This window comes from Paenibacillus tyrphae (assembly GCF_027925525.1).
GTDB classification, from domain to species: Bacteria; Bacillota; Bacilli; order Paenibacillales; family NBRC-103111; genus Paenibacillus_G; species Paenibacillus_G tyrfis_B.
In genome coordinates this window covers 65,939-87,665 of the sequence record NZ_BSDJ01000034.1, presented here as the reverse complement: position 1 = coordinate 87,665, position 21,727 = coordinate 65,939, and the positions used below count along the sequence as shown (strand labels likewise).

Here is a 21,727-nt window from a genome sequence, read left to right as displayed (position 1 = left end):
TATACCAAACAAAAAATCCGCGATATACGCGGATCTGTTCAAAATCCCGGTTGTTGATTCGGCAGATTGGCCTGGATATAGGCAATAAACTCCCGGGATGCGTAGGAAAGGTATTTATCCCTGGGATAAATAAGCGCCAGCTCCCAGACCATCTGTGGATGGGAAATCGAAACGGTATGCACGGCAAGATGGTGCAAACGGCTGGCCATCGATCGGGGGATCAATGAAATTCCTAATTGAGACGCCACCATCTCGCAGCAGAAATCCCACAGGGAGGTCATATGAGCCACCTCGGGTTCGAACCCGGCCTGCAAGCATGCCTGCCAAACCACGTCATGAAGGGCGAATTCCTTGGTGAACAGAATAAACGGTTCATTCTTTAATTCGGCTAAAGCTACGGATGTTCTTCCGGCAAGCCAGTGCTGACGGCTTACAATGACAACCAGCTCTTCAGTTAATAAGGAAACTGTTCCATACCGCCGAGTGTTCACCGGCAGCACCGTGACTCCAAAATCGATATTTCCTTGCTCCATCTGCGTCTCTACCTGTTTCGCACTGTACTCTACCATTTGAATCTCAATTCCGGGATATCTCTTCTTGAATTCGGCAATGATTTTCGGGAAAAGCAGTGCGCCGATTGTAGGCATGATTCCCATTTTCACGTTTCCTTTTTGTACTTGTACCAGCTCATTAACCGAAGAAGATAGCTCCTCCAGCAATTGCAAAATGTTCAAAGCTTTCTCGTTAACCAGCTTTCCCGTATCCGTGAGTACAACCTCCCTCTCGGAACGGTCAAGCAAAGTAACGCCCAACTCGTCTTCCAGGCTTTTGATCATTTTGCTGATGGATGGCTGAGAAACAAACAGGACCTGCGAAGCTTTTGTAAAATTTTTATGCTTGGCCACCTCTGCAAAATATTGAAGCTGTTTAATATCCATTTGATCCGGATCTGCCTCCTTTTCCTATAGGCAAAGCGGTATCCAAACCATTCTCTTCCGGTTCAAGACTATGATATGCCGTCTGCGCAAAAAACAGCACCGGTGCGTCGCTAAACGCATGGTGCTGTTCAGAAATGCCAGCGAATTAAACCGGATATACCGGGTGCTTCCGCTCGGAGAAGACGACAGCCTTGGACGAATAAGCCTCGAATCGGTTCACTAACTCGTCGCGTAACGAATTGGCCGGAATAATCCCGTCAACGATCATTTCGGAGGCCAGCCGGTAAATATCGATATCCTGCTTATATTCCTCCCGCTTTTGTTCGATAAAAGAGGCCCGCTCGTTTTCAGGCAGTTGGGCAATTTTGTTAGCATAGACGGCGTTAACCGCAGCTTCCGGTCCCATCACCGCAATTTGCGCCGTAGGCAAGGCGAGACAGCAATCCGGCTCAAACGCAGGACCGGCCATCGCGTAGAGGCCCGCTCCGTAGGCTTTACGGACGATCACCGAAATTTTAGGGACGCTCGCTTCGGACATGGCGGAAATCATTTTCGCGCCATGGCGGATAATTCCTGCCCGCTCCACCTTCGTGCCGATCATAAAACCGGGGACATCGGCGAGAAACAGAAGCGGGATATGAAACGCGTCGCAAAGGGTAATGAATCGGGCCGCCTTATCCGCCGAATCGTGAAACAGCACGCCACCTTTAATTCGAGGTTGATTGGCAACGATCCCAACCGGTTTTCCGTTCATTCGGGCCAATCCCGTAATCAGTTCGCCGGCAAACAGCTTCTTGATTTCAAAGAATGATCCCTCGTCAATAATCCGGTCAATCAAGTCATACATATTAAACGGGGCATTCTGATTGGACGGGATGAGCTCTTCTAACGATTTCTCAAAAGATTGCGGTGCCGCTGCCTCTATAACCGGCGGTTTTTCGGAAAAATTAGCGGGAAAATAGGACAGATATTGACGTGCCATCGAAATGGCTTCTTCTTCGTTTTTGGCCAGCACATCGCCGCATCCAGATACAGAGCAGTGCATGCGCGCGCCGCCCATTTCTTCTAACGTAACCTTTTCTCCGATAACCATCTCCGCCATCCGCGGGGAACCGAGATACATAGATGCATTCCCATCCACCATAATCACGATATCGCAAAAAGCCGGAATGTAGGCCCCGCCTGCAGCCGAAGGACCGAAGAGCAAGCAGATTTGAGGAATTTTACCCGACAATTTGACCTGATTATAAAAAATACGGCCGGCCCCACGCCGTCCGGGGAACATCTCGACCTGGTCCGTAATGCGGGCACCTGCCGAATCCACGAGGTAAATCAACGGCACTCTCAATTTTTCGGCCGTCTCTTGGATTCGAATGATCTTCTCTACCGTACGCGATCCCCAAGAACCGGCTTTGACGGTGGAATCGTTGGCCATCGCACAAACGGTTCTTCCGTTGATCTTTCCAATCGCCGTAACCACGCCATCCGCCGGAAGGTCCTCTGCCGCGCAGTTGGCAAATAACGCATCCTCCAGCTCGAAGCCCGGATCAAACAATAGCTTCAAACGGTCGCGGACAAATTGTTTTCCTTGCGCCGCATTCTTTTGATGATAAGACTGCGCTCCCCCTTGGAGGACCCGTGAAATTCGTTCCTGCAGCTCCTCCGGCTTTATGTCCATAGACATCTCCTATTCCTCCTCCTTATCCCCAAAATGCTTGTTACTCGCCCTTAAATATGGGGGAACGCTTATTTTTGAATGCCTCCAGTCCTTCCAGGCGATCCTTTGTCGGAATCGTGACTTCATAGGCATTGTGCTCAATCGCAAGCCCGGTGCTCAGATCCGCGTCAAATCCCTTATCGATGGCGAACTTGGCCTGCGCCACGGCGACGGGAGCATTTCGAGCAATGCGGCCCGCGATTTCCAACGCTTTATCGATAAGAGCTTCAGGCGGTGCCACATACTCTACCAACCCCATGCCTCTTGCCTCTTCGGCAGCGATTTTTCTTGCGGTGAAAATGAGCTCTTTGGCGCGCCCCTTCCCGATCAGCCTCGGCAGCCGCTGCGTTCCGCCTGCGCCGGGAATAATCCCAAGCGACGTCTCCGTAAGGGCGAAAGTTGCCGTCTCGGAGGCGATCCGAAGATCACAGGCCAGCGCCAACTCCGTTCCCCCGCCAAAAGCGGCTCCGTTCACGGCGGCAATGACCGGCTGGGGCAAAGACTCCAACTCATTGATGGAATCGCGAATCAAAGCAAGCGTCCTGCGCACCTGGTTCATGTCCATGCCCGCGCGCTCTTTTAAATCCGCACCTGCGCAAAAGGCTTTCTCTCCAGCCCCGGTGATCACGATACAGCGAACGGACCGGTCAAATTTGCATGCCGCAACCGCATCCCGCAACTCTTCCAGCATCTTGATCGATAGCGCATTGGCGGCTTCCGGCCGGTTTAAAGTGATGAGCACAATTCCGTTTCCAATGCCGGTGGACAATACAGTTTTTTCCATAGTCCCCCTCCTTCCCTGAACCGAGCCCTGAGCCCGCTTATCCGTTTTCGTCCGAGCTGCCGACCTGAAGATTACGGCTTGGTAAAGCTCTTCCGATCTTGTCCTGTATAAAACGGGCCGCAGCGAGCAGCTTTTCCGGATGGACCCCCGTTTGAATTCCCATCGTATCCAGCATGTAAAGCAAATCCTCTGAAGCCACATTACCCGACGCTCCGGGCGCATACGGGCATCCGCCCAAACCGCCGACGGACGAATCAAACGTCGTGATCCCCATGTCCATGGACACCAGAATATTAGCCAGCGCTGTCCCTCGCGTATCGTGAAAGTGCAGGGCCAGTTTCCGGGCATCGAAACGCTTTAAAAGAATATCCAATACATCTTGTACCTGCTTAGGATTGGCAATACCGATCGTATCCCCGAGCGATAACTCGCCTATCCCCATGTCGAACAAAGCTTCCGATACCCGGATCACCTCGTCGACGGAAACAGGACCTTCATAGGGACAACCGAAGACGGTTGACACGTAACCGCGGACTGACTTTCCTGCGGAAAGAGCCTCTTGCACCACTTCTCTTAGAATCGGAAAGGTAGCGCCAATCGACTTGTTGATGTTCTTGTGATTATGAGTTTCGCTGGCGGACATAAAGACGGCCGCTTCATCCACATCGGCTTCCAACGCCCGCTCCAGGCCTTGACGATTCGGAACGAGAGCCGAATAAACGATACCAGGCACCCGCTCGATTCCTTTCGCAACTTCAGCCGCATCTACCAGCGCCGGAATCCACTTCGGATTCACAAAGGAAGTGATTTCAATGGACTTCATTCCGGTGCCGGACAATTGGTTGATCCAAGCTATTTTATCTTCTGTGGAAACAAAGACCTTCTCATTCTGCAATCCATCCCGCGGACCAACCTCTTTGATCGTTACACTCGCCGGCCAGTTCATCTCCCCGACCCCCAGCATACGTTTTAATCCAGCTCGATCAATAAATCGCCTTCATCCACAAAGTCGCCTTCGTTCACCTTTACTTCTTTTACCGTCCCACCGGAACTGATCGTGACCGGGATCTCCATTTTCATCGATTCCAAAATGGCCACATCTTGTCCCGCTTCGACTTGATCCCCGGGCTTGACCAAAACTTTATATACATTCCCCGCCATAAATGCCACGATTTTGCTCACCTGAATCACCTCCTGTTTTACGATCGTAAATACTTGGCGACGAACCCCGTTGTCGTATCGCCTGAACGGAATGCGGGATGCGCGATCACTTCCTGCAGCATCGGAATATTTGTTTTGATTCCCTGAACGTGATAATGGGCTAACGCCGCTTGAAGCCGGTCCATCGCCTCGTCGCGATCCGTGCCACGCACCACGAGCTTGGCAATCATCGGATCATAGAAAGGCGTAACCACGGAGCCCTCCTGTACAGCGAGCTCATGGCGGATTCCCGGTCCTTCGGGTATGGAAAACGTCGTAATCGTTCCCGGGGACGGGAAGAACGTCTTCGGATCTTCCGCATAAATCCGCACTTCAATCGCATGACCGTCGCGTTTCACATCGGATTGACCAAAATTCAAGGAATGTCCGGCCGCAATTCGCAGCTGCTCTGCAACCAAGTCCAAGCCGGTAATCTCTTCTGTAATCGTATGCTCGACCTGTAGACGAGTATTCATTTCAAGGAAATAGAAATTTTTGTTCCCGTCAACCAAAAACTCGATGGTTCCCGCATTCCGGTATCCGATAGATTTAGCCGCCCTTACCGCCGCTTCTCCCATTTTGCCGCGTGTGAGTTCATCCAAATAGGTAGAAGGGGCTTCCTCCACTACCTTTTGATGGCGGCGCTGAATCGAACATTCCCGTTCCCATAAGTAAACGGTATTCCCATGGGAATCGGCCAAAATCTGAATTTCAATGTGCCGGGGATTTTCCACAACCTTCTCGATATACATAGCCCCGTCGCCGAAGAAATCGGAGGCGCGTTTCCGGTTCCCTTCGAACGCTTTGTGAATTTCCGCTTCGCTGTGAACGATCTGCATGCCGATCCCGCCGCCGCCGGCCGAAGCCTTGAGCATGACCGGATAGCCGATACGATCGGCTGCCTGCACCGCTTCTTCCGCATCTGCCAACGGATAGGAAATGCCGGGGACGACAGGCACGCCTGCCTTTTCCATGATATTCCGCGCTTCGATTTTACTGCCCATGCGGGAGATGACCTCCGCCGACGGACCGATGAATACGATACCGGCTTCCTCGCAGCGGCGGGCAAATTCGGCATTTTCCGAGAGAAGGCCATAACCGGGGTGAATCGCATCCGACTTGGAAAGATGTGCAATCTCCAAAATTTTGTCGATATTCAAGTAGCTCTCCGCTACTTTTGGCCCCCCCACCCCGTAGGCCTCATCCGCCATCTTGACATGAGGGGCTTCCTTGTCCGCTTCCGAGTAGATGCAGACGGTGGCAATGCCCAGCGATTTGCAAGTACGGATCACCCGGGAGGCAATTTCCCCCCGGTTGGCGATTAGAATCTTTTTGAACATAGAATCCATCCCCTTTAACAGCCGATCTGGCGTGCAATGACCATTCGTTGGATTTCCGAAGTACCTTCCCCGATCTCTAAAAGCTTGGCATCCCGGAAGAACCGCTCCACCTGGTATTCCTTCATGTAACCATACCCGCCATGGATCTGAACGGCTTGGTCGCACACCTTCATGCATATTTCCGAAGCGAATAATTTGGCCATCGCCGCTTCTTTCTTAAAGCCTCTTCCTTGATCCTTAAGCCAGGCTGCTTTATACACCATGTTGCGTGCTACTTCAATCGTCATGGCCATGTCGGCCAGTTTGAATTGGATAGCTTGAAAGGCGGATAAGCTGTGGCCAAATTGTTTTCTTACTTTGGCATATTGGAGCGATTTTTCATATGCCCCTTGGGCGATCCCGACGGCCATGGCCCCGATCCCGATTCGCCCTCCGTCAAGCGTCGCCAAAAATTGCTTAAATCCGTTTCCTTCTTTTCCCAGTAGATTTTCTTTGGGAACAACTACACTATCCAAAACCAGCTCCGTTGTATTCGAGGCGTGAAGACCCATCTTTTCGTAATTGCTTGTGACCATAAAGCCTGGCGCATCTGTAGGTACGATAAACGCGCTGATTCCATCCGTCCCTTTGGAACGATCCGTTACGGCCGTGAGCGCCAAGTTTTTGGCATAGCTTGCATTGGTAATAAAGCATTTGGAACCGGAAATGATCCACTGATCCTCATGCCGTTTCGCTGTCGTTTGGGTTCCGCCTGCATCCGAACCTGCATTCGGTTCCGTCAGTCCAAACGCGCCCAAGTATTCGCCTGTACAAAGAGGGGTTAAGTATTTTTCCTTTTGCTCATCCGTTCCGAATAAATGGATAGGCGCCCCGCCTAACGAAATATGGGCGGAATACGTGATCCCTGTGGAGGCGCATACCCGGCTTAATTCTTCTACCGCGATAGCAAAGCTTATCGTATCCGCTCCCCCGCCGCCGTATTGTTCGGGAAAAGGCAGACCCATAACGCCCAGCTTCGATAATTTATCGAAAACATCCTCCGGAAATTGCTTTGTACGATCCCGCTCATCTGCACCCGGAGCCACCTCGCCTTCTGCAAAATCACGCATCATCGTCTTGATCAGCGCTTGCTCTTCGGTTAAATCAAAATGCATGATGTCATCGCCCCTAACTTAAACATTCTGAGTCATTAATAGAGTCCGGTTTCCGTACCGTAACCTTCAATGTTTTGCTTGACTCTCTTCAAGAAGCGGCCGCACACAAGACCGTCCAACACCCGGTGATCCAAGGAAAGACAGATGTTCATCATATCGCGGACGGCAATCATATTATCGATGACGATTGGACGTTTTACGATGGCTTCGACAGTTAGAATGGCTACTTGCGGAGGATTGATGATGGGAGCTGAAAGAATGGAGCCAAAAGAGCCTGTGTTATTAACGGTAAACGTTCCGCCGGTGATATCCTCCAGCGCTAATCTGCCCTCCCTTGCCTTCTTGACCAATTCGTCTATGGCATTGGCAAGACCGAAAATGCTTTTTTGGTCGGCGTTCTTAATGACGGGAACGAATAGCGCTTGATCGGTGGCGACGGCCATCGAGATATGAACCGCTTTCTTGATGATCATGTGATCGCCTGCCCACTGCGAATTCAAGGTGGGGAATTCCTTCAGGGCTTCTACAACCGATTTGATAAAAAACGGCAAATAAGTTAAATGGATGCCTTCTTTTTGCTTAAACTCCTCTTTGATCCGGTCCCGATAACGTACCAAGTTGGTAACATCGCATTCGACCATAAGCCAGGCATGGGGGATCTCCTGTTTGCTTTTTACCATTCGTTCTGCGATCGTTTTGCGGATGGCGGTAACCGGGATCGTCTCGTCGGCTTGATTTAACGGAGAATGGACAGCAAACAGCGTATCAACCGGAACGGACGGCTTCGGAATGTCGCGGGCTGATTCTATCGGTTGGGACGCAATCTTAGACGGAGGTTCTGTTTTTGGAACGGGAGCGGCTGCAGCCTGCCTCTTTCCTTGCAATAGGTCCAAGATGTCTTTTCTCGTGATGCGTCCCCCGGCGCCCGACCCTTCCATACGGGAAAGATCCAGGTTATTTTCTTGCGCCAGTTTAAGCACGGCCGGCGAATAGCGCGGGTTCATGGCTGCTTGCGTTGTCACCTCAGCGGCTCCCTGATCTTGAGCGGCGGCTGACGTCTTGAATTCAACCGGCGGGATCGCTTGATCTCCCACCGCAATACGGCAAATCAAAGTGCCTACCGCTACCGTCTCGCCTTCTCGAACGACAATTTCAGATATCGTGCCGCTAAAAGTAGAAGGAACCTCCGCATTCACTTTATCGGTAATCACTTCGCATACGGGATCGTATTTTTTCACTTGATCCCCGATGTTGACAAGCCACTTGGAGATGGTTCCTTCCGTTACACTTTCCCCTAACTTGGGCATAACGATGTTCTCGGCCATATTCTCCTCCCGCTCGAATCAAAATTCGGCCAATTGTTTCATGGCCCGATATACTTTATCCGGATTGAGCATGAAAAATTTCTCCATTGGATTGCTATATGGCATGGCGGGGACGTCCGGACCGCAAAGGCGTCTGATCGGAGCATCCAGCTCAAAAAGGCATTCCTCGGCGAGCACAGCCGCGACTTCCGCGCCGACGCCTCCTTCTTTGTTGTCTTCATGAACAATTAACACTTTACCGGTTTTCCGGGCCGCCTCTACAATCGATTCCTTATCCAGAGGATAGAGGGTGCGCAAATCCAGAATGTGAGCGCTGTATCCTTCCCGGGAAAGCTGTTCAGCCGCTTCCAACGCAAAATGCAAGGCAAGTCCGTAAGAAATTACCGTGAGGTCCTCTCCCTGCCGCTTAATATCCGACTTCCCGATGGGAACGATATAATCCGAGTCCGGCACTTCTCCTTTGATTGACCGATAACATCGCTTATGTTCAAAGAACAGAACGGGATCTTCGTCGCGGATGGCTGCCTTTAGCAGTCCTTTGGCATCATAAGGCGTGGAAGGCGTAACCACCTTTAAACCGGGAATGCTGCAAAACATGGCTTCGACGCTTTGCGAATGGTAGAGGGCTCCGTGAACTCCTCCTCCATAAGGAGCACGAATGACCAAGGGACAGTTCCAATCTCCGTTTGAGCGGTACCTTATTTTGGCTGCTTCATTCACAATTTGGTTTACGGCAGGCATCATATACTCGGCAAACTGAATTTCGGCTACAGGCCTCAATCCATAAGCGGCTGCCCCAACCGACACGCCTGCAATAGCCGCTTCGGATAGCGGCGTATCGATAACCCGTTGTTCTCCAAATTCCTCATAAAATCCCTGGGTAACCCGAAACACGCCCCCGCGTACCCCGATGTCTTCTCCTAATACGAATACCCTCGGATCTCGCTGCATTTCCTCTCGAAGAGCTTGGGTCACTGCATCAAGATAAGAAATGATGGCCATTTCCCACCCCTCCTATTCTGCATAAACGTGCTTAAGGGCATCTTCCGGAGCCGAGTCCGGAGCATTCTCCGCATATTCCGTGGCCTCATCGACTTCCATGAGCATCCGGTCATGGATTTCCTTCTCTTTAGGTTCATCTAAGATCCCCAAATCTTTAAGATAATTGCTGAAGGTTACGAGCGGATCCTTCTTCCTGGCTTCTTCCACTTCTTCGCGGGAACGGTACGTTCGATCATCGTCGTCGCTTGAATGAGGAACTAAACGATAGACGACCACCTCGATAAGCGTTGGCCCTTCTCCTCTTTTGGCCCGATCGACCGCCTCTTTCGTGACCTTATATACTTCCAAGGGATCATTGCCATCCACACTGATGCCGGGAAACCCGTACCCTTTTGCCCGATCCGCGATACTTTCACAAGCCGCCTGCTTGGAATAGGGGACAGAAATGGCATATTTGTTATTCTCGCAGAAAAAAATGACAGGAAGCTTGTGCACCCCCGCAAAGTTCGCCGCTTCGTGAAACTCCCCTTGATTGCTGGACCCTTCTCCAAAGGCCGTTAACACGACAAGCTTTTCCCTCTTGATTCTTCCAGATAAAGCGATTCCAACAGCATGCGGCACTTGACTCGTTACGACGCTGGAGCCCGTAAGGATGTTCAGTCTTTTACTCCCATAATGCCCTGGCATTTGACGTCCGCCGCTGTTCGGATCTCCCGGCTTGGCAAAGGCGGAAAGCATCAATTCCTTGGCCGTCATCCCAAAAACAATGACCATTCCCATGTCCCGATAATACGGACAAAGAAAATCTTTCGTGCGATTCAGCGCATAAGCCGCTCCTACCTGGGCCGCTTCATGACCTTGGCAAGATACGAGAAAAGGGATTTTTCCCGCACGATTCAGAAGCCACATCCGTTCATCGACTTTTCGCGCCAAAACCATATGCTGATACATTTCAAGAACCTGCTGATCCGATAACCCTAATGCTTGGTGCCGGTTCTTGACTTGAACGTTTCCGGTTTCATTCATATCGTATCCCTCCGATAATGGTGCCGCTGCATATTGCGGCTTCTTTTATTTTTACATAGCGTCATTCCAGTCGTGAAATATATATTGTGCATAGAAACTATGCAAAAAAAATATAGCCACGTTGTCCCGCCCTATGTCATTGCACGCAATCTGATCCGAACTTCGTTTTTTAGATTACATAATAAATATTATGTAAACATATATCTCAGCAAGACCACTAACTAAGAAGTATTTGTAAATACTACTAAAATTTAAACAAAAAAAAAGGAAATACTCTCACAAGTATTTCCGATAGGAGTCAATAATGTGTTCGTAATGGTCCCCGTACTTTTCCGCCAGCACCTTGCTGAAATCGCGCTCAATCTGTTCCATAACGACATCGTGATAGAACGTATTTTGCAACAATTCAACAAGCGAGGGATGGTCAGTTTCCAAGACTGTAGGTCTGAGCCCATGCCCAAAGCTGCCAAGCAGGGTTGAGCGGGAATCGCAAAGCATGGAGAATTTTCTGGCAATGGGGTTGTTCCAATCGTCGCTTCTTTTGTGTACCAGAACATTCTTCAGCCGCGTATGGCATTCGCCGATCGAGATCAGTATAACGGCAAGGCCGCGTTTCTCCGCTTCCATCAACGGTTCTTCCACCCAGTGAATATCTTCAGACCAAATATCGACGATAATCCTTTTGTCCGCATTCGATACCAAACGCCGAATCGCTGTTTCAATCGCTTTGTCCCCTTGCCAGCTATAGAAGGACGGCGAAGTCCGCGGGGGCGAATGCAGCTGTTCCAGGAGCAATCTCGTCGTTTGTTCGAATTCCGTATGCAGCAATCGAACAACCTGCTCAATAGGTACGGCATCATAAAGAACAGGCTCGGTCTCTATCATCCGGCACAAGCCCTTGTCGGTCAATGAACGAAGTGCAGCGTATACATTTGTGCGGGACACAGAAACTTTTTTAGCTACCTCATATCCGGATATTTTCGGCTCCTCATGAAGCACCATATAGCATCTTGCCTCCAGATCCGACAAACCGATCTTGCGAAGCTCGTCAATCAATGGGTTACCTCCCTTCTGAATCTATAAGTATTTCAAAATACTACTATTATTCATAGTTAAAGTCAATCAACTTTTTCATTCCTGTTTTCAATGCTGAAGCCCGCTGAAAGATTTTTACTTCCCTTGCAAAGAGTCAAGCGCATTCTGCAAATGAATCGGATTGAAATATTCCCTCCACAACGTAATCTGTCCGTCGATGACGTGCAGCATGCTGATATACGATTTCTTGCCGTCTTGAACAAGCAGTCTCTGTTCCAGCCTCCGTTTGTCCGCATGTCCAAATATCCGGTGGTCCGATTCGGAGTTTGAAACGGAGAATCAACAAAAAATCGAATATGAAGGCGAGTATTGGATTTGTGACGCTATTGATGGAGCCGTACAATTTTTACAAGGAATTTATTCCTATGCCATGTCCTTGTGCTTGGTCCGAGATGGACGCCCCGTACTTTCCTTTGTCTATGATCCGAGTCATGATGAGCTATTTTACGCCGTTGCGGGTGAAGGCGCTTTTTTAAACGGTAAGCCAATTCGTGTGGCTGCCAAGGAGAAGCTGGAGGAAGCTATCGTTTGTACAACTCCTCCATCCTTTCCGGCCAAAGATATCGAAATTACCGACCTTACCTTGAGAGGAATTAACCATATCATCCCAAGAGCATTTGCGGTCAGAATGCTTGGGTCTATCTCCCTTCAGCTTGCCTATACCGCCTGCGGACGGCTGGATGGATATTATGAATTTGGAGATGAAATTTACAACTGGATGGCGGGTGCTTTATTGGTGCAAGAAGCTGGCGGAGTCGTTTCCGATCGTCATGGAAACAGCTTTATATGGGGCTCTTCGGGGATAATAGCATCCAATCCTATCCTTCACCAAAATATGAAAGAAGAGCTGAGCGCCATCTCTTCTTGAGTAATTCAACAACGATTAAACAAGCGTGTCTCAGCCGCCGGAATGGCCCCTTTGTCGCATTGACTATAGTTGATGCCAACCCCGGCCATTCCCCTTGCTTTGCAAATGTGGAAATGTTGAAACGATCATTAAGGCGATTGGCGAAGTATTGTCCGAAGATTATGATATGGATGCCACACCTTTGAATCCCTGGTACTTCCCAAGTATCGCTGAATATAGCACTTTGATGATTTCTTCAAAGATTTCTCGGAAAGCGAACGACGCAATGCATTTGAGAAAATTGCCGCGAAAGCCAAAGAAGATTTATTTCATGTTTATCGCAAACTCTTGCGCTCTATTGAACGTAGATGAACTGCACCCCAATTGCTAACATCATCTAACATCTGGAGGTACAGTTCACATTACTTATTAATGGTTACGCAGTGTGCTCCGACAACAAGCGGGATACGCCTAACAGCACCGATGCGTCCGGATCTTCAGCCACCGCAATCCGCACTTTGCCCCAAGGAGTCCAGGCATTTTTGCAGACGCGTTCGCTCAGCAAGGGCACTATGTGATCTTTGGATTTCATAAGCCCCCCGCTCAAAATGACGACTTCAGGATCGTAAGCATGGATCAAGTTGACAATGCCCGCGATCCAGTGCGAGATTAAGTGCTCCAACAGGTCAGTTGCAGCCTGATCTCCGGAGAGCGCCTCTTCCAGAACGGCCAGATAGCTCAGTTGAGTCAATTGGGAAAGCCGACTTTGCGAGTAATGAGGGTGTCGCCTGGCCGCTTGGTTTAATGCCCAATGGCCCGCTTGAGCTTCCAGACAGCCTATGTTCCCGCAATTGCATAAGCTTCCGTGTATATCCGTACTGAGGTGACCGCCCAAAATTCCCGCTTGGTAATGGCGCCCATGCAAAATCTTGCCGTTCATCATGGCTGCGGTTCCGATTCCCGTTCCGAACGTCATGAGAACCGCATCCGTTTCCCGCTGGGCTACGCCATAGGCGATCTCGCCGATTAGCGCCGAGCGGGCGTCGTTTTCCATCACGAACGGAAGTTGGAAGGTGTCCGCGATCCATGCCTGAAACGAAAATCCGACGGCATCGGAGTATTTGTCGTTGATCGAGACAATCGTTCGATTCACGGTATCTACTAGCCCCGGCGTGGCTATTCCAATTCCCTCGCAATCGGCAATCGACAATCGGTGACAGGCGAGCAGCTCGCGGACAGCCGCCGCAACGGCAGGAAGGCGCGGAATCAACCCTTTTGAGGAGTAAGCAGGCAGCTTTCGCAATGCGTGAACTTTCCCTTCGTGAACGAGCCCGATCTTGATCGTAGTTCCTCCGAAGTCTATCGCAATATTCATACTGCTCCCTATCCTCCTTAGCTTTAGCGAAATTCTTTATCTGACGAACGCCTTGATCGTGCCCAACGTTTGCCCGGCACATCGCTCGCTCGGACGAATTGTGTATTCGCCTGCCGCCGCAGGAACAATAAAGGTTTCCGCATACCTGACTACGAACGGTTCGAAGGCTCCTGTCGGACTTTCCACAATGGCTTCCTCTCCCTCGACCAAATTCAGCATTTGAACGCCGCCATTCGTGTGGTGAGGCGTGACGGCCGCAAACCAATGCCGCCGCGTTTCAATGAATTGCAGCTCGTGCAATCCGGTTCGCTCTTCCACCCAGCCGTCGCCCTCGCCAACCTGGACGATAGCATTCACCAACTCACGCTGCACCATTTCGGTCGTGCAGTTCCATTGAATATTACGTCGGCCATGCTCCAGATGAATAGGGCGCGGTCTGCCGTCCAGACCTAGCCGGTCCCAGTCCCACAGTTTAAAGGTAAATATATACGGCGTGGCGCTGATCTCCAACACCATGCAGTTCGTTTCGGAACAATGAACCGTTCCCGCCGGAATCAGGAAATGATCGTGCTTCTTGGCGGCGAACCGGTTCACATACTGTTCGGCAGGAAAGGAGAAGCCGCCTTGCTGAGCCCGCTCCAGATCGGCCATCATCGCATCCGGATTTATGTTTTCTCTCAGCCCTAAACAAACCGCCGCACCGGGAGCGGCATCGAGGATATAGTAGCTCTCGTCCTGCGTATAGGCCATCCCGAACGTTTTTTGGATATAATCGGTAACGGGATGAACCTGGAGGCTCAAATTCCCCCCTCGGATGGTGTCAAGAAAGTCGAAACGAATAGGAAACTCCGCGCCGAACCGGGCATACACCCGCTCCCCCAGCAGACGCTTCGGTTCGAAGAACACCAGGTTGATGGACGGGATCTCCACCCGGATCGAACCGTAGATCAAATATAAGCTGTTCTCTTCCGGAACTCCGTCGAATCCCCATGCGTAAGGGTGTTCCCGAGGCTCCAACCCGATCTTCGATTCCAACCACTGACCACCCCATACGCCGGGGTCGAAATAGGGGACTAACCGGAACGGGCGGCTGACCGTCTGCCTAAACCCGTGGAACAGCGCATCCTTGGTCAGCAGCTTCGGATCGTCCTTGGCGTTAGTATCCAGATAGTAATTGGCTTGAGGAAGAACGGTTCGCTTGAAGCGGTCTGCAGCCCTCCACTCGATGAAAAAGCCTCGTTTATATTTGCGGAGCATATCCTCGGCCTGGTTATCCGCCAGCCAATTGCCGAACTCCCCGCTTCGGTAGCGCTGTTGAATTTCCCATCGGGCCATGTCGGCGTATACCAGCAAGTCGCCTTTCGTGATGAAAGCAGCTCCTGTTCCGATAACGATAACCGTCCCCTTCGAAACACTCTCTATGTCTTGACGAAGCTGCTGCACGAGGTCGGGATCATAGAAGTCCTCAACTCCGAAGGGGGCCATATAGCCAAAAACCCGATCGTCGGTTAAGAACCGGCCGATCATGGCGTCGATCTGGCTGGCTTTTTTGGCGGCTTGCTCCGCCATAACCACCTTCACCGGATTCAAGAAAGGCTTCAGACCCTCAACAATCTCTGTTACCCTTACGCCAGGGTAGCATTCAATGACAAGCACGAACCTGCCTTTTCCTTCTCCGTTCGTTAAAAGCTCTTTCGCGACAGCTTCATAGCCACGCCAAGCCTCCCGGTCACATCCCCTGATTTCGATGTGCGGCTCTTTGTCATACATCGCTGATGTTCGTCTCATCGTATCCGCTCCTTAAGCCCTGTAGCTTATAACTCGTTGATTGGATAGTCTGCATTGCGCGATAGCCTTCTCCGGAGTGCCCAAGTCATGGCCCCAATGAACCGAATACCGGAATTCGTAAAACCCTCCCAACGTCGCTTTGAAATTCGTCTCCCAGAAATTGTTCAGTATCCATGCGTACACCGCTTTTGGTTTATTAAGCTCTTGCTGGCCGTGCAGCTTCCGATCCCCGAATGCAAGCGGTCCTAGTTGGATTAAAGGGGAATCCGGTGTGGCGATAGCCAATCCTTGATCCTGACCGATCCAACCGATTCCGTCTTGGATGCAATAGAAATCGAGACCCGTACCGGGAAGCTGGTCGATTCCCGGCCGCATGAGCGCACCCGCTTTCTCCAGCCAGAGCTGGGCGTGCGGAATGGAAAGCGGCAACGGAATGTACACATTCTCAGGTTCCCAGACACTGTCTTTATGCAGGCGTATCGTTACATCTACTCTCGGCTCATGGGCATACACCGTCAGCCGTACCGTATAGTGGCTCATCCCTGCCACTTCGTACTCCTGTTCGATCGTAACCCATAGCGGACCGCGCTCCGCTTCATACGCGCGAACAAGCCGGCCAACGTGTCTCTGCACGTTCATGCCCTTCCGGTTCCGTCCCATTCGGGTACGCGTCTGGCGGATCAGCCCCCGATCCTTCACAGGCGTCACCTCGTAGACGGGAGCAAAAGCCGCGTGAGGCGCCTCAGGATCGATCAGCTCGATTCCCGACCGTTTGTCCTTCCAAGAGACGATGCCTTTTTCCGCCTCCCACGCGATCAGGACATGTGCGCTCTCAACGGAGGTTTCGGTCACGCGGAAAGGTACATCTTCCGCCGGTTCCGGGCGAAAATCGCGAATATCCTTCACTCCATCCGAGCCTGTCAAGGAAACATTCGAGGTTGTCTTCCCTTCCTTGGCCGCACAAGGAACAATAAGGAACCATTTTTCCTCTGCTGCCTTCAATGTGACCGGGATGGACACCTCAGTCCCCCGGCTGACTTGGCTTACCTGATGGACGATGACGTCCGTCCGGCCTTCCTCCCTGACCTCCAAGCCATCCTGAATCAAGGGAAGCTCCCAATAATCCAGGTACATCCTGGCGATGACCCGGATGTCGTGCGGGAACGGATTGACGACCTTGAAGCGCAATGGCCGGCCCGGGGCGAGCATCGCTTCGCCTTTAGCTTCCAATATGGCATCGATCGCGCTATGGACAAGCCGGCTGGCATTAGCCGCATAGGCTTCCTTGCGGGCGCCGAGCGATTGCACCAAAGGATTCCACGGTTCGGAGATGGAATGAGAATACCCCCAAGTATGCTCTGCATACAGCGTAAGCTGTTCCTCCATCTCCCGAACCGCGAATTCGGGAATCATGCGGTTGTCTGGATCCAACAGAGCGAGCATGCGGAAATTGCGTTGAGCATCCCGGAAAAGCTGCGTGTGCGCAGCCGTCGACGCAACGCCGTCCGACCACCAGTCCGGCCAGTCTCCGCGGTGGACGGGAATTTCAACATCCGTCCGCTTCCTGACCTTGGCGAATAGATCCGATAAAGTCGTCATACGAATCGTTACCGAATCCCCATGCACCTCATTCCATTGCTGGAACAGGTCCATAATGGAACCGTTAGGAGGAGCGTTATCCACGATAAGCCCTGATAGCGCAATCGGTGCAAAATCGTAAGGATACCCTTCCTCCTCCAACCGGTTCAAATAGCGCATAATGCGCGTCTCCATGATCTCCCAATGATTGCTCGCGATAGGCGGAGTGCGAAACTCGTCGCGAATGATGTAGGAATGTATCGCATTCAGCGCCAGCCCGAGGTCGTTGCCAAGATGATAATGGTCGCCGTTCCATACAAGCAGCCGTTCGCCGCCGGGGGTTTCCCACCAAAACGGAGTCTGCTTTTGTCCGAGCGGGTACATGCCGTGGTGCGTATGGATGCAGGATAGCAAGTTCTGTATCCCGGCATCCAGTAAACATTGCGCGAAGCCCCAGCTATAGCCGTTGATATCCGCCGTCATGGCAGAGTCCAGCGTAACGCCGATGGATTTGGCGTAATCCGTGGAGCGCTTGATCATTCGAGTCAACAGGTCCGCATCGATCAGCTCGGTCATGTTCAGATACGTACCCGACAACGAGATGTCTCCGGACTGAACCCATTCACGGAACGCCTGCTCCTCTTGTTCGGTTGCCTGAGCGAGAAACCGTTCCACAGGCCAAAACGTTTCACAAGTCCATTTGAAGCCTTTCCAACCGCTTTTCTCGCCCGACCGGATGCTGTTTAGAACTTGAATCGCTTGTTTTATAAAATGAACGTGGTACCGCTCGATCTTCTCTTGACGTTCGGTGTACCCGATATCGGTATGGGAATGATGAATAATGTCCAACGTCCATTTGCGGGTCGGCTTCCTCATCTGTGAACACAGCTCCTTCTCATGCAATTTTCCGTTATTCCTTCACGCTTCCCATGACAAGTCCGGTCATGAAATATTTTTGCAAAAACGGATAGACCGCCATAATCGGCAGCGCGCCGATAAAAATTTGCGCCGCCCGTGTCGTCCGATCCGAAATCTCCGCTAAAGTCTTCACATCCTCGGCCCGCATGTTAGCGAAATCGTGTTGAATGATCGCCGTCTGCAAATAAGTGGCAAGCGGGTAATGACTGGGCGAATTCATGAGCATAAGACCGTCGAACCAGGAATTCCAATGGTTAACGATGGTGAACAGCGTGATCGTCGCAATGGCGGGCAAGGATAACGGGAGATATATTTTCCAGAGCGTCGTCCAATGGCTTCCCCCATCAATGAAACACGACTCCTCCAGTTCTTTGGGCAATCCTCGGAAGAAATTAAGCACCAAAATGACGTTAATCACGGTAACCGCTCCCGGTATGACCAGCGCCCATATCGTATCCAACAAGTTCGTGTACTTGATCGTTAAATACCACGGAATTAATCCGCCGCTGAATAAGATCGTAATGACAAAATACCAGGCGTAAAACGTTCTCATCCGGAAATCCTTCACTTCTTTGGATAGCGCGTAGCCGAGCGTTACGGTCAAAAACATGCTAATGCCGGTTCCCAGTATGACCCGCTCTATAGAGATCAGAAATGACCCCAGAAAGTCTTTTTTCTTCAAAATAAACTCATACGATTTCAGCGAGAAATCGACCGGCCATAATTTGACCAACCCGGCCGCGGCAGCGCTGCTCGAGCTGAACGAAACGGCAACGACCTGGATAATAGGCAAAATACACAGCAAAGAGAGCGCAATCAGAAATATGGTATTGCCTATATCGAATAGTCTCCGTGTGACGGAAGCATGTCGCATCATCGGGTCAACCTCCTGTTCCAGCTAAGCTAAAAAATTCGATAATTCGCAAACCGGTACGCCAGCCAATAAGAGACCGAGATCAGAATAAAGGAAACGGACGATTTGAGCAATCCAATCGCGGTTGCCGGGCCATATTGGGCATCCGAAACGCCGATGCGGTAGATCAGCGTATCCAGAATATCCCCGCTCTCGTACACCTGCGGACTGTATAAATTAAATACTTGGTCGAAGCCCGCATTCAATACATTGCCCAAGCTGAGCGTGGCCATCAGGATGATGATCGGAACCATCCCCGGGAGCGTAATATGCAACGTTTGCTTCCAGCGGTTGGCGCCGTCTATGATGGCCGCTTCATATAAAGACGGATTGATGCTTGTCAGCGCGGCCAAGTATACTATCGTGCCGAACCCGAATTCTTTCCACGTATCTGTCAATACGAGCGTAATGGGAAACCACCGATTGTCGCCGAGGAAGTAGATGGGCTGCATCCCCAACCATCCGAGAGCTTGATTGACAATACCGTCCTGGAGAGACAGGACATCAATGAGAATGCCGGCAAGGATAACCCACGAAAGGAAATACGGGAAATAAATTAAAGTTTGAACGCTCCGTTTGACGATCGTGAGGCGGACTTCATTCAGCAGCAGAGCAATAAGGATCGGTACGACATTGCCCATGATTATTTTCATGGTCGCGATATAGACGGTATTCCATATAATGCGAAACGTATTCGGCATTTCCAGAACATAGTTCAGATTCGCCAGCCCTGTCCATTCCGAGCCCCAAAATCCTTGGGTCGGTTTGAAATTCTGAAACGCAATAATATTGCCGTACATCGGAATATAGCAGTAGATCAGCACAATGATCAGGCTGGGAAATACTAATATATGAAGCGGCAGCTCGCGCCGCCATTTCGCGGTTTTCATCTACCATCCCACCGTCCGGTCATAAAATGTCCCCGCAAAGTGAAGCTTTAAACTCGGAAGTTCGTCAGGTGCTTTGCGGGGAGAGGGAAAAGCGTGGAACGCATCTTTACCCTTATTCTTTGCGACGTGTTACTTTTTGGAGTTTGCAGCCCAATCGTTAACTTCCTTCGTAATTTGGTCGCCGCCGGATTTTTTCCAGTTTTCTACAAATTTATCGAATTCGTCTAACGATGCACCCAGGATAATTTTCGTGATCATTTCTTTCTCCAGGTTCAACAATGTCGACCATTTCAAAGTCATCGTATCCGTCTGCAAACTTGAGCGATATTCATTCGTATACAACAGATTATTTTGCTTATAATGATTCAGGACGGCGAAGGAGGAGTCTGTCGGACCTGCTTGCCGAACCGTCGCCCACTTCGTCTGGTCGCCATTCTTATATGCCTGATAAGCGTCGAAGTCCGCTTTTTGCTCGCCGTTCATTGCGGATGGATCATTCGTTTCGATCGCTTTTTTCAACGCCTCATAGCGCCCGGGAACATCCTTATCCGGCGGGAAGCCATACACGAACGGCCACTTGAACGCTTCCAAACGATCCTTAGTCACACCCCAAGTGTTCCAATCGCCCGTTTTCCCGAAAAACTTTTCGAAATTCGCATTAAACATTTTGACGACCACTTCGGGATGCTTGAAATTTTTATTCACTACATAGTAGGTGCTGATCGGGAAGCCAACGGCCGGCCGCGCCGGTTTATCGTCAATCGAAGGGATCGGATACGCTTTCCAGTCCATCTCCGGATTTCGCTTGCGCGCATCGTCGAACGGATAATATGGGTTCGAATTGGCCCCGAATGTAATGCCCAGCTTGTTTTGTCCGAACAGCTCCGCTTCCTTGGCCGCGTCCTTGGCGCCGAATTCCTTGTCGATCAACCCGGATTTATACAGCTCCTGCAGTTTCGCGAGGGACGGCTTCATCTCTTTTTGGATGCCTCCGTATACGAGTTGACCGGCATCATCTTTAATCCACATGCCGTTCGGATACGCATGATACCCGTTGAAGAAACCGAGCAAATCGGCGAAACCGTCGTAAATGTTCTTGTTCGCGGCCAATCCGACTACGCCTTTGCCGCCATCGCCGTTCGGATCTTTGGTGGCGAATGCTTCCATAATCGCGAACAAATCCTGCATCGTTTTGGGTTCGGGCAGATTCAGCTTCTTCATCCAATCCGATCGAATCCAAACTACATTGGCATTGGTGATGTTTCCGTTAAACCCCGGGATCGCCAGCAGCTTGCCGTTAATCGTTGCGGAGCTCATAGCCATACCGCCATCCTGCTTGGCCACGTCCTTCGTGTAAGGGGTGGCGAATTTCTCGAACGCTTCCGTCAGATCTGCCAGCTTCCCGTCCTCCGCCAGCTGTTTGAACTGTTTGGAGTTCACAGCCACAATATCCGGCAGCTGCCCGGAAGCGATCATGAGGTTCAGCTTTTTGTTGTAGGCGCTCTCATTTCCCCCTGAATTGTCCGCGACCCAATCATAAGTCAGATTGATACCGTACTCTTCCTTGTACGTCTTCGCCCAAAGGTTATTGCTAATGTCCTCTCCCTGCGGGAACTTGAAGCTTCCGTTAATTCCGCGTACTGCCCGGACGTCAATCGGAGGGCTGTATTTCCCGAGCGGACCCGCGGCAGTTGCTGCTGCCGATGGATTCTTGCTATCGGTTGAAGACGGACTGTTCGCAGGCGAATTGCCTGAATTGCTGCAAGCCGCAGCGAGCAGGGCGACACTCGAGAAGCAACCAACGACAGCAGATGCATACTTTCGATTGTTCAAAACC

Annotated in this window: 18 protein-coding genes; 1 reads left to right on the top strand and 17 read right to left on the bottom strand. The window is 51.0% G+C overall.

The features are described 5' to 3' along the window. Positions 1-38: 38 nt before the first annotated feature. The 11 genes from QMG93_RS29265 to QMG93_RS29215 form a co-directional block, all read right to left on the bottom strand. The gene (locus QMG93_RS29265; RefSeq protein WP_281942854.1) at positions 39-938 is read right to left on the bottom strand and encodes a LysR family transcriptional regulator; all 900 of its coding nucleotides are present in this window, start codon (positions 936-938) and stop codon (positions 39-41) included. A gap of 145 nt (positions 939-1,083) precedes the next feature. Continuing rightward, positions 1,084-2,622 carry an acyl-CoA carboxylase subunit beta gene (locus QMG93_RS29260; protein WP_281942853.1) on the bottom strand — a complete coding sequence of 513 codons (1,539 nt, stop codon included), beginning with the start codon at positions 2,620-2,622 and terminating at the stop codon, positions 1,084-1,086. A gap of 34 nt (positions 2,623-2,656) precedes the next feature. Further along, positions 2,657-3,439, bottom strand: coding sequence for an enoyl-CoA hydratase (locus QMG93_RS29255; RefSeq protein ID WP_281942852.1), 783 nt, complete (start codon positions 3,437-3,439; stop codon positions 2,657-2,659). A 37-nt stretch (positions 3,440-3,476) separates the two neighbouring features. Next, positions 3,477-4,385, bottom strand: a complete 909-nt coding sequence (locus tag QMG93_RS29250; protein ID WP_281942851.1) for a hydroxymethylglutaryl-CoA lyase — start codon at positions 4,383-4,385, stop codon at positions 3,477-3,479. Between the two features lie 23 nt (positions 4,386-4,408). Further along, on the bottom strand, positions 4,409-4,621 hold the full coding sequence (locus tag QMG93_RS29245) for an acetyl-CoA carboxylase biotin carboxyl carrier protein subunit (RefSeq protein WP_281942850.1): 213 nt from the start codon (positions 4,619-4,621) through the stop codon (positions 4,409-4,411). A gap of 17 nt (positions 4,622-4,638) precedes the next feature. After that, positions 4,639-5,979 (bottom strand): acetyl-CoA carboxylase biotin carboxylase subunit, encoded by a 1,341-nt coding sequence (locus QMG93_RS29240; protein ID WP_281942849.1) that lies wholly within the window; start codon positions 5,977-5,979, stop codon positions 4,639-4,641. Between the two features lie 14 nt (positions 5,980-5,993). Next, a complete protein-coding gene (locus QMG93_RS29235; RefSeq protein WP_281942848.1) occupies positions 5,994-7,133 on the bottom strand; it encodes an acyl-CoA dehydrogenase in 1,140 nt (379 codons plus the stop codon). Between the two features lie 35 nt (positions 7,134-7,168). Next, positions 7,169-8,458 (bottom strand): dihydrolipoamide acetyltransferase family protein, encoded by a 1,290-nt coding sequence (locus QMG93_RS29230; protein ID WP_281942847.1) that lies wholly within the window; start codon positions 8,456-8,458, stop codon positions 7,169-7,171. Between the two features lie 18 nt (positions 8,459-8,476). Then, the gene (locus QMG93_RS29225; protein WP_281942846.1) at positions 8,477-9,460 is read right to left on the bottom strand and encodes an alpha-ketoacid dehydrogenase subunit beta; all 984 of its coding nucleotides are present in this window, start codon (positions 9,458-9,460) and stop codon (positions 8,477-8,479) included. A gap of 12 nt (positions 9,461-9,472) precedes the next feature. Next, positions 9,473-10,486: a thiamine pyrophosphate-dependent dehydrogenase E1 component subunit alpha gene (locus QMG93_RS29220; protein ID WP_281942845.1), complete on the bottom strand. Its 1,014-nt coding sequence runs from the start codon at positions 10,484-10,486 to the stop codon at positions 9,473-9,475. Positions 10,487-10,762: 276 nt separating this feature from the next. Beyond that, complete coding sequence (locus QMG93_RS29215) at positions 10,763-11,542, bottom strand: TrmB family transcriptional regulator (protein ID WP_281942844.1); 780 nt, start codon at positions 11,540-11,542, stop codon at positions 10,763-10,765. Positions 11,543-11,807: 265 nt separating this feature from the next. Here QMG93_RS29215 and QMG93_RS29210 point away from each other — a divergent pair, with 265 nt between their 5' ends. Continuing rightward, positions 11,808-12,449, top strand: coding sequence for an inositol monophosphatase family protein (locus QMG93_RS29210; protein ID WP_281942843.1), 642 nt, complete (start codon positions 11,808-11,810; stop codon positions 12,447-12,449). A gap of 415 nt (positions 12,450-12,864) precedes the next feature. Here QMG93_RS29210 and QMG93_RS29205 read toward each other — a convergent pair whose 3' ends face one another. The 6 genes from QMG93_RS29205 to QMG93_RS29180 form a co-directional block, all read right to left on the bottom strand. Continuing rightward, positions 12,865-13,803 carry an ROK family protein gene (locus tag QMG93_RS29205; protein ID WP_281942842.1) on the bottom strand — a complete coding sequence of 313 codons (939 nt, stop codon included), beginning with the start codon at positions 13,801-13,803 and terminating at the stop codon, positions 12,865-12,867. Positions 13,804-13,839: 36 nt separating this feature from the next. Then, positions 13,840-15,573, bottom strand: coding sequence for a class I mannose-6-phosphate isomerase (locus QMG93_RS29200; protein ID WP_309299692.1), 1,734 nt, complete (start codon positions 15,571-15,573; stop codon positions 13,840-13,842). A 30-nt stretch (positions 15,574-15,603) separates the two neighbouring features. Further along, positions 15,604-18,045: a glycoside hydrolase gene (locus QMG93_RS29195; protein ID WP_281942840.1), complete on the bottom strand. Its 2,442-nt coding sequence runs from the start codon at positions 18,043-18,045 to the stop codon at positions 15,604-15,606. Between the two features lie 34 nt (positions 18,046-18,079). Next, entirely contained in the window at positions 18,080-18,964 is an 885-nt protein-coding gene (locus QMG93_RS29190; RefSeq protein WP_281942839.1) for a carbohydrate ABC transporter permease, read from the bottom strand. 26 nt (positions 18,965-18,990) lie between these two features. Continuing rightward, positions 18,991-19,890 carry an ABC transporter permease gene (locus QMG93_RS29185; protein ID WP_216792978.1) on the bottom strand — a complete coding sequence of 300 codons (900 nt, stop codon included), beginning with the start codon at positions 19,888-19,890 and terminating at the stop codon, positions 18,991-18,993. 129 nt (positions 19,891-20,019) lie between these two features. Next, positions 20,020-21,723 (bottom strand): extracellular solute-binding protein, encoded by a 1,704-nt coding sequence (locus QMG93_RS29180; RefSeq protein ID WP_281942838.1) that lies wholly within the window; start codon positions 21,721-21,723, stop codon positions 20,020-20,022. Between the last annotated feature and the right edge of the window lie 4 nt (positions 21,724-21,727).

Coding starts and splice junctions, on each gene's coding strand:
- QMG93_RS29255 (WP_281942852.1), bottom strand. CDS start 3,439: ATGGAAAAAACTGTATTGTCCACCGGCATTGGAAACGGAATTGTGCTC.
- QMG93_RS29195 (WP_281942840.1), bottom strand. CDS start 18,045: ATGAGGAAGCCGACCCGCAAATGGACGTTGGACATTATTCATCATTCC.
- QMG93_RS29225 (WP_281942846.1), bottom strand. CDS start 9,460: ATGGCCATCATTTCTTATCTTGATGCAGTGACCCAAGCTCTTCGAGAG.
- QMG93_RS29185 (WP_216792978.1), bottom strand. CDS start 19,890: ATGAAAACCGCGAAATGGCGGCGCGAGCTGCCGCTTCATATATTAGTA.
- QMG93_RS29260 (WP_281942853.1), bottom strand. CDS start 2,622: ATGTCTATGGACATAAAGCCGGAGGAGCTGCAGGAACGAATTTCACGG.
- QMG93_RS29240 (WP_281942849.1), bottom strand. CDS start 5,979: ATGTTCAAAAAGATTCTAATCGCCAACCGGGGGGAAATTGCCTCCCGG.
- QMG93_RS29230 (WP_281942847.1), bottom strand. CDS start 8,458: ATGGCCGAGAACATCGTTATGCCCAAGTTAGGGGAAAGTGTAACGGAA.
- QMG93_RS29235 (WP_281942848.1), bottom strand. CDS start 7,133: ATGCATTTTGATTTAACCGAAGAGCAAGCGCTGATCAAGACGATGATG.
- QMG93_RS29250 (WP_281942851.1), bottom strand. CDS start 4,385: ATGAACTGGCCGGCGAGTGTAACGATCAAAGAGGTTGGTCCGCGGGAT.
- QMG93_RS29265 (WP_281942854.1), bottom strand. CDS start 938: ATGGATATTAAACAGCTTCAATATTTTGCAGAGGTGGCCAAGCATAAA.
- QMG93_RS29205 (WP_281942842.1), bottom strand. CDS start 13,803: ATGAATATTGCGATAGACTTCGGAGGAACTACGATCAAGATCGGGCTC.
- QMG93_RS29190 (WP_281942839.1), bottom strand. CDS start 18,964: ATGATGCGACATGCTTCCGTCACACGGAGACTATTCGATATAGGCAAT.
- QMG93_RS29200 (WP_309299692.1), bottom strand. CDS start 15,573: ATGTATGACAAAGAGCCGCACATCGAAATCAGGGGATGTGACCGGGAG.
- QMG93_RS29220 (WP_281942845.1), bottom strand. CDS start 10,486: ATGAATGAAACCGGAAACGTTCAAGTCAAGAACCGGCACCAAGCATTA.